Genomic DNA, 13185 nt, shown 5'->3' on the forward strand with positions numbered 1-13185 from the left:
GGATCGGGGCACCGCTCCGATCATCCTTCTGGATGATCATCTTCGGCCCCGGCGCCGTCCGTTCGAGTGAGAACGGCGACCCGGGGCCGCGTGCTTTCCGGCTTCCCCCGCGGGGACTCCTTACCGTGCCCAGTGACCGATCGGCCCCGCCTTCGTTCCCCCGGAAGAGGGACACGACCGGGGAAATACGGATCAGAACCGAGGTGTACGCCCATGGAGGCCCCGCCGGACAACGACGTGCTCTGGGCCCGCGCCCTGCGCTTCCAGCACCACGACGGATCCCCCGCGCTTCAAGGCGTGTCGCTCGGCGTCCACGAGGGCGAGATCCTCGCCGTGACCGGCCCGCGCGGCAGCGGCAAGACCACGCTGCTGCGGTGTCTGTCCGGGCTGGTGCGGCCGCAGGACGGCGAGGTGTGGTTCAACAGCGTGCCGATGCACACCATGGGCCCGCTCGGCCGCGAGCGGCTGCGCCGCGACCGCTTCGGCTGGATCGACCCCGCCCCCGTGCTCGTCCCGGAGCTCAACGCGTGGGAGAACGCCGCCCTTCCCCTCATGCTGCGCGGCACCGGCCGGCGCCGGGCCAAGACCGCCGCCCTGGAGTGGCTGGAACGCCTCGACGTCGGTGACAAGGCCCGCCGGCGCCCGCACGAACTCCAGCAGGCCGAGCGGCAGCGCGTCTGCATCGCCCGCGCCCTCGCCGTCACCCCTGCGGTCCTCTTCGCCGACGAGCCGACGGCCCCCCTGCACCGCGCCGACCGCGCCCACGTCCTGCGGACGCTCACCACGGCGGCCCGCTCGCACGGCATCACCGTCCTGCTCGCCACGCACGACGCGCGGACCGCCGCCCTGGCGGACCGCACGGTGGCGCTGCTGGACGGGCGGCGGGTGCGGACCGTGCACCTGCCCCCGGTCGCCGAGACGGCGGTGGCGACAGGGGCCACCGGGACCACGGGAACCTCCGGAACGGAAGGCCGGGCGGCGTGCTCGCTCTCCGCCTGACCCGCGCCGCCCGCCTCGCCGTGCAACTGCGCCGCCTGCTGGTCGCGGTGGCGTCGGCGGGCACGGGCTTCCTGCTGCTGTGCGCCCTCGGCCACGCGATGACCCACCCGGACACGCCCGGCGCCTCCGCCCTCCGACTGACCTGGTGCGCGGCGCCCCTGGCCGCCACGGTGTACCTCGCCGTCGCCGTGGCCCGCACCGACCCCGGTACCCGGCCCCGCCCGGGGCTGTCCGCGATCGGCCTCGGCCCCGGGCGGCTGATGGCCGTCTCGGCGACGACCACGGCCCTGACCTGCGCGCTCGGCTCGGTGGCGGCCCTGCTCGTCTTCCTCCACCTGCGCGGCGACCTGACGGGCCCGCCCTACGAGGGCGCCGTGACCGACGCCCTGTCCGCCGGCCTGCCGCTCCCCTTCCCGGCGGCGCTGACGCTGCTGGCCCTGGTACCGGCCAGCGCGTCGGCCGCCGTGGCGCTCACCCTGCGCCCCCGCGAGCCCCGGCCCGCCCCGCCCACCGGCTCCCGTCGCTACGGCCGCTTCGGCGCCTACGGCTGGGGAGCGGCCCGCGAGACCTTCGGCGCCTACGGCCGCTACGGCGCCCGCCTGGCCTCGGGCGCGGGCGCGGGCTCGGGCGCGGGCTCGAACGCGGGCGCGGGCTCGGGCGCGGGCTCGAACGCGGGCGCGGGCTCGGACGCGGCCCCAGGCTCTGGCTCTGGCTCTGGCCCGGACCCAAGCTCGGGCTCGGACCCAGGCTCGCGCTCGCGCTCGGCCCAGCCTGCGGACAATCGTGCCGCCGGGGCTATGGGGGTGTCCCCGCTCGAGCGAGGCCGAGAGCGGGGCGGAGCGGACGCCGACGGTCCGCCCGCCGCGGAAGGCGCCCTGCTGACGCAGGCCGGTACCCCCCGCCCGGAGGCCGCGACAGCGGTCCCGGAGCCCACGCCGGACGCCGTACCCGACCCCCCGGCAGCGCCCCGCCCCCAGAACACCGCCACCCTCCCCTGGGGCATCGCCGTACTCACCGCGGGCCTCGCCGTGGAGACCTACGCCGGCAACACGGCCGCCCCCTCCCCCGACGGCGCCCCCTCCGCCGGCGTCCTCTTCGGCTGGGCCCTCACCGCCCTGGGCCTCGCCCTGGCCGGCCCCGGCCTCACCCACCTGTGCGGCCGGCTGCTCCAGACCGCCCGCCCCGGCGCCCTGCGCCTCCTGGCCGGCCGGGTCCTGATGGCGGAGTCGCACCGCATCGGCCGGCCCCTCGGCGTCGTCTGCTCCGTGGCCTCCGCCGCCTACGCGGGAAGCACCCTGTACGGCACGGACGGACCGGACTTCGGCCCGCTGAGCCTCCTCGGCGCCCTCCTCGTGGGCGGCTGCACGGTGGCCACCCTCCTCACCGCGGCCGTCGAGGCCGGACACGCGCGCGCCGACACGACGGACGCCCTGCTGCGGCTGGGCGCGCCTCCAGCAACCCTGCGCGCCGCCGCCGCCGTACGCGTCGGCGCGCTGCTCGCACTGTTCGGCCCGCTGACGCTGATCGTCGCGCAGCTCGCCGCACTGCCCCTGACCGGCTGACGCACCGCCCCCTCGCAGATCCCCGGGAAAAAACTCTCGAGAAAATCGGCGAACCCGCGATGAGTTCCGCACGCCTTTCGCGTCTAACCCTTCGAACGGCACGACCACAGCAGGACACCGACGGGAGAGACCCCCCATGTACCAGCAGATGATCTTCGTGAACCTGGCCACCGGCAACCTCGACGCCTCGAAGAAGTTCTTCACCGAGCTGGGCTACGAGATCAACGCACAGTTCAGCGACGACACCACCGCGTCGATCCCGTTGAGCGAGGCCATCGTCGTGATGGTGCACACGCCGGAGAAGTACCGGCAGTTCACGAAGAAGGAGATCGTGGACTCGACGAAGTCCAGCGAGGTGCTGATCGCGCTGAGCGCCGAGAGTCGCGAGAAGGTCGACGAGCTGGTGGAGAAGGCGGTCGCGGCCGGCGGCTCGGTCTCCGGCGAGACCCAGGACCACGGCTTCATGTACGGCCGCGCCTTCGACGACCTCGACGGCCACACCTTCGAGGTCGTGTGGATGGACCCGGCGGCGGTCGAGGGCTGACTCACCCGCGGGCCTAGCATGGCCGGGTGGATCCGACACCCGCCCGGCCCAGCGCCCGCTCACAGGCTCAGCTCCAGTCCCACCACGCCTCCCACGACCGGGAGATCGAGAGCCTCGCCGAGTTCGACTCCGTCGTCTCGGTACACGGCACCCTCGCGCACTACCGCGTCCAGGCCGTCGACCTGACGGCCCGCACGGACGCCCTGATGTCCGCGGACCCCACGGGCGCCGTCTTCCTCGGCTGCCCGATGGCACCGGAGGCCGCCGCCCGGGTGCGCGCCGACGGCGCCCTGGTCTTCCCGCCCATACCGGGCCTGCCCTTCGATCCGTACCGCGGACACGTCTACTCCCCCGGCGAGCTGTACGCCCGCATCGACGAGGGCTACGAGGCGACGCCGGACGCTCTCGCGTACGACTGGTTCCAGCAGACCAGGTCGGACGGCGACGTCTTCGCCTCCATGCTGCGCGCGATCCACGACGACGCCGTCTCGGACGCGGTCGACGAACTCCTGGCCGGCGACCGGGTGGTGGGGGTCATGGGCGGCCACGCCATGGCGCGCGGCACCGCAGCGTACGCGGGCGCCGCGCGCCTGGGCCGCGAGCTGGCCCGCGCCGGGTTCACCGTGGCCACCGGCGGCGGTCCGGGCGCGATGGAGGCGGCGAACCTCGGCGCCTACGCGGCCCCGTTCGACGACGGGATGCTGGACGACGCGCTGCTCCTCCTCGCCAAGATCGCGTCGTTCACGCCGTCGGTCACGGACTGGGCGCGGTCCGCGTTCGAGGTCCGCGAGCGCTGGCCCGGGGGTGGCGCCTCGGTCGGCATCCCCACCTGGTTCTACGGCCACGAGCCGCCCAACGCCTTCGCCTCGCACCTCGCCAAGTACTTCGCCAACGCCACCCGCGAGGAGGGCCTGCTGGCCCGCTCGAACGCGGGCGTCGTCTTCCTGCCGGGCGCCGCCGGGACCGTACAGGAGATCTTCGACAACGCGACGCCGAACTACTACGAGTCGCGGGGCGAGCCCACGCCGATGGTGCTGGTGGACCGGGCGCACTGGACCCAGAAGCTGCCGGCCTGGCCACTGCTCACCTCGCTCGCCGAGGGGCGGACGATGCAGTCCCGGATCGCGCTGGTCGACCGGATCGAGGAGGCTCCCGGAGCGCTGAAACGTCTCGGCGGTTAATAAGACGGCAAAGCCAACGCCCTTGGCTGGCATATGCGTTGACACTGCTTATGCACCGCTTATAGACCAGTGAGGCTCGTGAGTGTGCTGATGCCACGTCATCACGCGCGTCAGCACCCTCTCCAACCCCCCGCATCCGCGCTCCCGTAAAGGACAAACGTGGCAGTCCTGTCCATACTCAGCCGCACGGCATCACGCCGTAGCGTTCGCGCCCTCGGCGTCGCCTCCGCCTCGGTGGCCCTGGCGATCGGCGCCGCCGGCAACGCCCTCGCCTGCGACATCAGCGAGTTCTCCGCCGCCGCCAAGTGCGAGGGCGACAAGGGCGTCATCACCGTCACCGACGTGGACCCCGCCGGCATCCCCGCCACCGTCACCGTGTACCTGCAGAACAAGGGTGCCGACGCCGAGAAGATCGGCGAGCAGGTGGTCAAGGGCTCCCGCGAGGGCAGCACCATCACCTTCGCCGCGGACTGGAAGCCGAACGCCGAGTACCGCATCCACGTCAAGGCCGACCGGTACGTCGACGAGGACATCAAGCCGAACCTCGTGACCCCGTCGACCCCCTGCAAGACGGCGGACACCCCGACCCCGACCCCGTCGGAGAGCTCCTCCACCCCGGCCGAGGAGACTGCGACTCCGACTCCGGAACCGTCCACGTCGGCCCCGGCACCGGCGCAGAGCGAGAGCACCTCGCCGGCCGCCGTACCGAGCAACGCGCCGTCCCCCGCGGCCGGTGAGTCCAACCTCGCCGAGACCGGCGCGGGCAACAACACCGGCATGATCGCCGGCATCGCGGCGGCCCTGGTCGCCATCGGTGGCGGCGCGGTCTTCTTCGGCCTGCGCCGCCGCGGAGCGAACAGCAGCCGCTGACGCCCCGCGCCACGGCACGCAGCACGGTGGCCCGTCCCCGGCCGGGGGCGGGCCACCGTCGCGTCGGGCCGCCTCGCGTCACATCACCCGAACGCCGCCTTCTCCAGCCAGAGGTCCAGCAGCTCGCGGTCGCCGAGCACCTGGAGTCCGGGGGCGTCCGGGGGGAGCCTGCGGTAGAAGGCCAGCAGCACGTCCGTGAGCGGCCCCCGCAGCGCCACGGTCGCCTTCTCGTGACCGCGGCGCCAGGTGACGCCGTCCTCGGGAAGCTCGACGAACCACTCGGCGTTCAGGTCGGCGGAGGTGTCGGTGGCGTGCAGATGGATGCTCCGGCCCGGCGCCCGCAGGCCCTTCGCCGGCCCGTCCGGCAGGACCCGCTGCACGAACTGCACTATCTCCAGCCACTCGTCGATCGCGTCGGCCGCCACGTCGGCCGCGACCGCCTCGAACGGCCGGCCCGCCGCGAGGGCCGCGTCCGCCCCGTGGACGACGAGTTCGTGCGTCATCCGGCGGGCCCAGAAGCCCGCGGTGTGGTTCCCGGACCACGACCACGCCCGCCCGTCCGGGCCGGCCTCCCGCAGCGCGCGCACCACCGTCGCGCCGGACTCGGCCAGCCAGGCCTCCAGGGCGGCCGCGTCGCCCTGGGTCCCGGGGCCCGCCGCCCCCGGCGCCCGGTCGATCGGGACGTCCTCCTGCGCGCGGGTGCGGACGATCAGTTCCGTCCAGCGCAGGGCGCGGCCGACATGCCGCACCAGGTCCTCCAGGGTCCAGTCCGGACAGGTCGGCACGGTGGCGGACAGATCGGCGCCCGAGGCGATCACGTCCCCTAACCGGCCCACCTGGTGGGAGATTTCGTCGCAGTAGCGGTCATGAGCGAGGAGTGTCATACCCGTCACCCTAGAAGGAGGACGATCATCTGAGCACGGCGATTTCGGCCGCGTCGAACTCCACCCCCACCACGTCCCCGACCTCCGGTGCCGCCCGCAGCGCGCACGCGGCCTCCAGCCGCGGCGCATCCCCGGGCTGGAGGTGGACGGCGACGTGGGTGCCGCGGAAGGTGCGGGCGGTGACCGTGCAGCGCAGGCCGGCGTCGGCGGACACCAGGCGGACCCCGGCGGGCCGCACGAGCAGGGTGCGCGCTCCCTGGGGAGCGTCCTCGGGGACCGGCACCTTGCCCCACGGGGTGTCCGCGGCCTGTCCGGCGACGGTCGCCTCGACGACGTTGTCGAAGCCGAGGAAGCGGGCCACGAACGCGTCGGCCGGCCGCTGCCACACCTCGAGGGGCGTCCCCGACTGGGCGATCCGCCCGTCCCGCATCACCACGACCCGGTCGGCGAGCGCGAAGGCCTCGCCCTGGTCGTGCGTCACGGCGAGCACCGTGGTACCCAACCGGCCGAACAGCTCCCGCAGTTCGACGACGAGGCGCTCCCGCAGCGAACGGTCGAGCTGGCCGAGCGGCTCGTCCAGCATCAGCAGCCGGGGTCCGGGCGCGAGGGCGCGGGCCAGCGCCACCCGCTGCTGTTCCCCGCCGGACAGGGCGGCGACGGACCGGCGGGCGGCGTCCGGCAGCCCGACCAGCTCCAGCAACTCCCCCACCCGGTGCCGCTGTTCGGCGCGGGAAGCGCCACGCATCCGCGGTCCGAAAGCGATGTTCCCGGCCACGTCCCGCTGCGGGAAGAGCTGGTGGTCCTGGAACATCAGCCCGACCTCGCGCTTGTGCGCGGGCATCCCCGCCTGGTCCCGCCCGCCGAGCGTCACCCGCCCGGCGTCCAGCGGCTGGAGCCCGGCGACCGCCCGCAGCAGCGTCGACTTCCCGCTGCCGCTGGGCCCGAGCACGCACACCACCTCGTGTTCGGCGACGTCCAGGTCCACGGCGTCGAGCACGGCCCGCCCGCCGAAGCGGACCGTCGTGCCCTCAAGGCTCAGCAGCATCCCCAGCACTCCCGCATCCCTAGAACTCCCCGCTCCGGTCGGGCCGCAGCCGCTCCAGCACCACCAGAGCCACGGCGCACACCAGCATCAGAATCGTCGAAAGGGCCATCGCCTGGCCGTAGTTCAGGTCCCCGGGCCGGCCCAGCAGCCGGGCCACGGCGACCGGCAGCGTCGGGTTGTCAGGCCGCGCGATGAACACGGTCGCGCCGAACTCCCCGAGCGAGACCGCGAAGGCGAACCCGGCCGCGACCAGCAGCGCCCGCCGCACCATCGGCAGGTCGACCTCCCGCCACACCCGCCAGGGCGACGCCCCGAGCACGGACGCCGCCTCCCGCAGCCGTACGTCCACCGCCCGCAGCACCGGCAGCATGGTCCGCACGACGAAGGGGACGCCGACCAGCGCCTGCGCGAGCGGCACGAGGATCCAGGACGACCGGAGGTCCAGCGGGGGCTCGTCCAGTGCGATCAGGAACCCGAAGCCGACCGTCACCGCGGACACCCCGAGCGGCAGCATCAGCAGCGCGTCGAAGCCGCGTACGAAGCGACCCGCGTCGCGGCGGGTGAGCGCGGTGGCGGCCAGCGCGCCGATCACCACGGCGATGACCGTGGCGGCGACGGCGTACTGGAGGGAGTTGCCGATCGCCTCGATCGGCGGGACGAGGAAGGCGCCGCCGTCCTCGCGGGTCAGCGCCCGGTAGTAGCCGAAGCCCGGCGCGCCCAGCGACCTCTCGACCAGCACGGCGAGCGGCAGCACCAGCAGCCCGGCGACGGTGACCAGGACCCCGGCCAGCAGCGCCCACTGCCCGGTCCCGCGCGGCCGGCGCGCGGTCGTGGCCGCGTCCACCAGTCGCAGGGCCGTCTCCCGCCGCCGTACGGTCCAGGCGTGCACGGCGAGGATGGCGGCCACCGCCGCGAACTGGATGAGCGTCAGGACGGCGGCCGTGGACAGGTCGAAGATCTGTGAGGTCTGCCGGTAGATCTCCACTTCCAGGGTGGAGAAGGCGGGCCCGCCGAGGATCTGGACCACGCCGAAGGAGGTGAAGGTGAACAGGAACACCATCAGCGCGGCGGCGGCCACGGCGGGCGCGAGCGCGGGCAGGGTGACCCGCCGCCAGGCCTGCGGCCGCGAGGCACCGAGCACCCGCGCGGCCTCCTCCTGCCCCGGGTCGAGCTGCGACCAGAGGCCGCCGACGGTGCGGACGACGACGGCGTAGTTGAAGAAGACGTGCGCGAGCAGGATCGCCCACACGGTGGTGTCCAGCCGTACGCCCCACAGCTCGTCGAGCAGCCCGCCGCGCCCGACCAGCGCCAGGAACGCCGTACCGACGACGACCGTCGGCAGCACGAACGGCACGGTCACCACGGCCCGCAGGACCTGCTTGCCGGGGAAGTCGAACCGGGCGAAGACGTAGGCGCCGGGCAGTGCGATCAGGAGGGTGAGCGCGGTGGAGGCCAGTGCCTGCCAGGTGGTGAACCACAGCACGTGCCGGACGTCGGGCTGGGCGAGTACGTCCACGATCCGGCCGAGTTGCCAGGAGCCGTCGATCTTCAGTCCGCGCGCGACGATCGCGGCGACGGGGTAGGCGAAGAACACCGCGAAGAACGCGACGGGCACGGCCATCAGGGCGAGCCGCGCCGTCGCGCTCCCGCGCGAAGTCCCGGCCTTGGCTACTTCAGTACGAGTGAGGTCCACGACTTGACCCACTGGTCGCGGTTGTCGGCGATCTTCGCCGGGTCCATGGTCTCCGGGTTCTCGGCCGGCGGCCCGAACTTCCGGAACGCCTCGGGAATCCGTGCGCCCTCCCGCACCGGGTAGACGAACATGTTCAGTGGCAGGTCCTCCTGGAACTCCTCGCCGATCAGGAAGTCGAGGAGTGCCTTGCCGCCTTCGGGGTTCTCGGCGTTGCTCAGCAGACCCGCGTACTCCACCTGACGGAAACAGGTGCCGGTGGCGACGCCCGTCGGCGCGGTGGCCGGCTGCGGGTCGGCGTAGATGACCTCGGCGGGCGGGGACGAGGCGTAGGAGACGACGAGCGGGCGGTCGCCCTTGGCCTTCTTGCCGCCGGACGAACCGGAGAACTCCTCGTTGTACGCCTGCTCCCAGCTATCGACGACCTTGACGCCGTTCGCCTCGAGCTTCTTCCAGTAGGCCTGCCAGCCGTCGTCGCCGTACTCGGCGACGGTGCCGAGCAGGAAGCCGAGGCCGGGCGAGGAGCTGGCCGCGTTCTCGGTGACGAGCAGGTCCTCGTACTCGGGCTTGACCAGGTCGTCGAAGGAGTCCGGCGGGGTCAGCCCGTGCTCGCTGAAGTAGGCCTTGTCGTAGTTGACGCAGACGTCGCCGGTGTCGACGGGCGTGACCCGGTGCTCGTCCCGGTCTGCCCGGTACTCGGGCAGGACCAGGTCGGAGCCCTTCGCCTCGTACGGCTGGAACAGCCCGTTGTCGAGCGCGCGGGACAGCAGGGTGTTGTCGACGCCGAAGAAGACGTCGCCCTGCGGGTTGTCCTTCGTGAGGACGGCCTTGTTGACGGCCTGCCCGGCGTCGCCGTCCTCCAGCACCTCGACCTGGTAGCCGGAGCTCTTCTCGAAGGCGGCGATGACGTCCTCGGACGCGGCCCACGAGTCGTGGCTGACCAGTGTCACGGTCCTGGAGTCGCCGGACTCCTCGCCGTCGCCGCCGGACGACGATCCGCAGGCGGCCAGGCCGCCGGCCATGCCGAGCCCGAGGGCCAGGGCGGTGGCCTTCCTGATGATGCTCACTGAATTCCTCCTGGGTGACCAGGAGAAGACGCGGCCCCGCCCGGGAGCCCCTGGAAGGGCCCCGGGCAGGGCGCAACAGCTCGAGTGGTGACCGATCTCCCTACCCAGAATGACCTGGGCCAGGTTCGGAGGGTCTGCGGCCGGTGCCGCACTCTCAGCGCTGTGGCGCTCCCCTGTCGGAATATGAAGATGTACTTCTGTACGTACTTCGTGTGAAGTCCGCCGCACGCCGTTGTACGACGTCGGTCAGGTTACCGCTCGCTCGCGGCGAGCTGACCACACGCCCCGTCGATCTCCTGCCCACGGGTGTCCCGAACCGTCACGGGCACACCATGCGCCGCGATCGCCTCGACGAACGCCTTCTCGTCCTCGGGCCGCGACGCGGTCCACTTCGAACCGGGCGTGGGGTTGAGCGGGATGAGGTTGACGTGCACGGGCCTGCCCTTGAGCAGCCGCCCGAGCCGGTCGCCGCGCCACGCCTGGTCGTTGATGTCCCGGATCAGCGCGTACTCGATGGACAGCCGCCGGCCGGACGTGGCCGCGTACTCGAACCCGGCGTCCAGCACCTCACGCACCTTCCAGCGCGTGTTGACCGGGACGAGGGTGTCGCGCAGCTCGTCGTCGGGCGCGTGCAGCGAAATGGCGAGGCGGCACTTGAATCCCTCGCCGGTGAAGCGGTGGATGGCCGGGACGAGACCGACCGTGGAGACGGTGATGCCGCGCTGGGAGAGCCCCAGCCCGTCCGGCTCGGGGTCGGTGAGGCGGCGGATGGAACCGACGACGCGGTTGTAGTTGGCGAGGGGCTCGCCCATGCCCATGAACACGATGTTGCTCAGCCGGGCCGGCCCTCCGGGGACCTCACCGTCCCTGAGCGCCCGCATCCCGTCGACGATCTGGTGCACGATCTCGGCCGTCGACAGGTTCCGGTCGAGGCCGGCCTGTCCCGTGGCGCAGAACGGGCAGTTCATGCCGCAGCCCGCCTGGGAGCTGATGCACATGGTCACCCGGTCCGGGTAGCGCATGAGGACGGACTCGACGAGCGTCCCGTCGAACAGCTTCCACAGCGTCTTGCGGGTGGTGCCCTGGTCGGTCGACAGATGCCGCACGACCGACATCAGCTCGGGCAGCAGCGCCTCCCGGAGGCCCTGGCGCGAGCCGGCCGGGATGTCGGTCCACTGCTCGGGGTCGTGCGCGTACCGCGCGAAGTAGTGCTGCGAGAGCTGCTTCGCACGGAACGGCTTCTCGCCGATGGCGGCGACGGCCTCCTTGCGCTCGGCGGGCGTGAGGTCGGCGAGGTGCCGCGGCGGCCGCTTCGCTCCGCGGGGTGCGGCGAAGGTGAGCTCACCGGGGGCTGGACGGGCCACGGTCGGACAACTCCTCATGACGGCGGGCCTGTGGCATACCCCCGCGTCGGCGGGGAGAACGGCAGAGCCATGCCGAAGCCAGGAGACCTCACTGGATCACCCCCGCGTCGGCGGGGATACACGGAAGGGCCCGCGGCCAGACGCCGCGGGCCCTTCCAGGCTACCTGATCGCCGTCAACCCGATCCGACGAAGATCACCAACAGCAGCCACACCACCGGAGCCGTCGGCAGCAGCGAGTCCAGGCGGTCCATGATGCCGCCGTGGCCGGGCAGCAGCGTGCCCATGTCCTTGATGCCGAGGTCCCGCTTGATCATGGACTCGCCGAGGTCGCCCAGCGTGGCGCTGACGGCGACCGCGAGGCCGAGCAGCAGGCCCTGCCACCAGGTGCCGTCGTCGATCATGAACTGCATGCACAGCGCGCCCGCGACCATCGCGAACGCCACCGCTCCGAGCAGACCCTCGCGCGTCTTGCCGGGGCTGATGCGCGGGGCGAGTTTGGTCTTGCCGAAGCGCCAGCCGACGGCGTAGGCACCGGTGTCGCTGACGACCGTCAGCACCAGGAAGGTCAGGACACGCCGCGAGCCGTCGTCCGCCATGAGCATCATCGCGACGAACGTGGCCAGGAACGGCACGTAGAACGCCGCGAACAGGCCAGCCGTGACGTCCTTGAGGTAGCCCTCGGGCGGCTCGGTCATCCGCCATACGAGGACCGCCAGCGCCGTGAGCGCCATGGCGACCCACGCCCCCTCGGCGCCCCGTACGTACCCGGCGACGACCATCGCCGCACCGCCGAGCGCGAGCGGCACGAGGGGGGCCTTGACGCCCTTGCGCTCCTCCAGCCGCTTGGTCAGCTCCCACAGGCCCACCACGACGGCGACCGCGACCACGCCGACGAAGACGGCCTTGACGACGAACAGCGACGCGACGATCACCGCGCCGAGGCCGACGCCGACCCCTATCGCGGCACCCAGGTCACGCCCCGCGGTCTTCTTCTGCGGCTGCGGCTGCGCCGGGTGGGGGACGTCGGGCATGGGCTCCGGATTCTGCGGCACCGCCGCATACGGCTGCGCCGACGTGCTCTCGTCGCGGTACGGCTCGTCGCGATACGACTGGTCGCGGAACGGCTCGTCCCGGAACAGGGGGCTGCTCAGCCGAGCGGCCCCCTGGCCGTCATCCTGGTCTCCGCCGTGTTCGGGTACGTCGGGCACGATGGGCATGGGGCGAGTCTGCTGCGCGTACTGCGCATCGTACGCCGGACCCGCCGGGGCAGCCCCCTGGACAGGTCCCCGGTCGGACGGCCCCCAGTACCCGGCTTGTGGCGGCGCTCCCCAGGAAGAGTCGTTCATCAGACCTCGAGCAGCTCCGCTTCCTTGTGCTTCAGGAGCTCGTCCACCTGGGCGACGTACTTGGCGGTGGTGTCGTCGAGCTCCTTCTCCGCCCGGCGGCCCTCGTCCTCGCCGACCTCGCCGTCCTTGACCATCTTGTCGATGGCGTCCTTGGCCTTGCGGCGCACGGAACGGATCGAGACCTTGGCGTCCTCGCCCTTGCTCTTGGCGACCTTGATGTAGTCGCGGCGGCGCTCCTCGGTGAGTTCGGGGAACACCACCCGGATGATGTTGCCGTCGTTGCTGGGGTTGACGCCCAGGTCCGAGTCGCGGATCGCCTGTTCGATGTTGCGCAGGGCGCTCTTGTCGAAGGGGGTCACCACGGCCATGCGCGGCTCGGGCACGGAGAACGAGGCGAGCTGGTTGATCGGCGTCAGCGCGCCGTAGTAGTCGGCCACGATCTTGTTGAACATCGCCGGGTGCGCACGGCCGGTGCGGATCGCGGCGAAGTCCTCCTTGGCGACCACGACGGCCTTCTCCATCTTCTCCTCGGCCTCGAGGAGGGTCTCTTCGATCACCACTTGCTCCTGCGTGTCTTGAGTAGGCCCGGCTGCGGTTCCCTGTCGGGGCGGCGGCCGGCTGCGTCGCGTTCT

At 72.6% G+C, this 13185-nt stretch carries 12 protein-coding genes and 1 riboswitch; of the genes, 5 read left to right on the forward strand and 7 right to left on the reverse strand.

What is annotated here, in order from left to right; translation table 11 throughout:
* Positions 1–213 precede the first annotated feature (213 nt).
* The 5 genes from B1H29_RS10425 to B1H29_RS10445 all read left to right on the forward strand — a co-directional run bounded on the left by B1H29_RS10425 (position 214) and on the right by B1H29_RS10445 (position 5156).
* A complete protein-coding gene (locus tag B1H29_RS10425; protein ID WP_055421718.1) occupies positions 214–999 on the forward strand; it encodes an ABC transporter ATP-binding protein in 786 nt (261 codons plus the stop codon).
* Positions 981–2561, forward strand: a complete 1581-nt coding sequence (locus tag B1H29_RS39280) for a hypothetical protein (RefSeq protein ID WP_055421719.1) — start codon at positions 981–983, stop codon at positions 2559–2561. The genes B1H29_RS10425 and B1H29_RS39280 overlap by 19 nt, the downstream gene beginning before the upstream one ends.
* A 136-nt stretch (positions 2562–2697) precedes the next feature.
* Positions 2698–3105 (forward strand): VOC family protein, encoded by a 408-nt coding sequence (locus tag B1H29_RS10435; RefSeq protein WP_055421720.1) that lies wholly within the window; start codon positions 2698–2700, stop codon positions 3103–3105.
* Between the two features lie 26 nt (positions 3106–3131).
* Complete coding sequence (locus tag B1H29_RS10440) at positions 3132–4286, forward strand: LOG family protein (RefSeq protein WP_055421721.1); 1155 nt, start codon at positions 3132–3134, stop codon at positions 4284–4286.
* A 159-nt stretch (positions 4287–4445) separates the two neighbouring features.
* A complete protein-coding gene (locus B1H29_RS10445) occupies positions 4446–5156 on the forward strand; it encodes an LAETG motif-containing sortase-dependent surface protein (RefSeq protein ID WP_055421722.1) in 711 nt (236 codons plus the stop codon).
* 83 nt (positions 5157–5239) lie between these two features.
* Here the strand turns inward: B1H29_RS10445 and B1H29_RS10450 are convergent, their stop codons facing one another.
* The 7 genes from B1H29_RS10450 to frr all read right to left on the reverse strand — a co-directional run bounded on the left by B1H29_RS10450 (position 5240) and on the right by frr (position 13110).
* On the reverse strand, positions 5240–6040 hold the full coding sequence (locus B1H29_RS10450) for a maleylpyruvate isomerase family mycothiol-dependent enzyme (RefSeq protein WP_055421723.1): 801 nt from the start codon (positions 6038–6040) through the stop codon (positions 5240–5242).
* 25 nt (positions 6041–6065) lie between these two features.
* On the reverse strand, positions 6066–7085 hold the full coding sequence (locus B1H29_RS10455; RefSeq protein WP_055421724.1) for an ABC transporter ATP-binding protein: 1020 nt from the start codon (positions 7083–7085) through the stop codon (positions 6066–6068).
* Positions 7086–7104: 19 nt separating this feature from the next.
* A complete protein-coding gene (locus B1H29_RS10460) occupies positions 7105–8778 on the reverse strand; it encodes an ABC transporter permease (RefSeq protein ID WP_079160143.1) in 1674 nt (557 codons plus the stop codon).
* Entirely contained in the window at positions 8754–9797 is a 1044-nt protein-coding gene (locus B1H29_RS10465; RefSeq protein WP_079160735.1) for a thiamine ABC transporter substrate-binding protein, read from the reverse strand. Before B1H29_RS10465 ends, B1H29_RS10460 begins: the two co-directional genes overlap by 25 nt.
* A gap of 124 nt (positions 9798–9921) precedes the next feature.
* A riboswitch (TPP riboswitch) is annotated at positions 9922–10027 on the reverse strand.
* A 66-nt stretch (positions 10028–10093) separates the two neighbouring features.
* Entirely contained in the window at positions 10094–11206 is a 1113-nt protein-coding gene (gene rlmN, locus B1H29_RS10470; RefSeq protein WP_234393195.1) for a 23S rRNA (adenine(2503)-C(2))-methyltransferase RlmN, read from the reverse strand.
* A gap of 174 nt (positions 11207–11380) precedes the next feature.
* On the reverse strand, positions 11381–12553 hold the full coding sequence (locus tag B1H29_RS10475; RefSeq protein WP_055421728.1) for a phosphatidate cytidylyltransferase: 1173 nt from the start codon (positions 12551–12553) through the stop codon (positions 11381–11383).
* On the reverse strand, positions 12553–13110 hold the full coding sequence (gene frr / locus B1H29_RS10480) for a ribosome recycling factor (RefSeq protein ID WP_055421729.1): 558 nt from the start codon (positions 13108–13110) through the stop codon (positions 12553–12555). Before frr ends, B1H29_RS10475 begins: the two co-directional genes overlap by 1 nt.
* Positions 13111–13185 lie beyond the last annotated feature (75 nt).

Source organism: Streptomyces pactum (assembly GCF_002005225.1).
Classification (GTDB): domain Bacteria; phylum Actinomycetota; class Actinomycetes; order Streptomycetales; family Streptomycetaceae; genus Streptomyces; species Streptomyces pactum_A.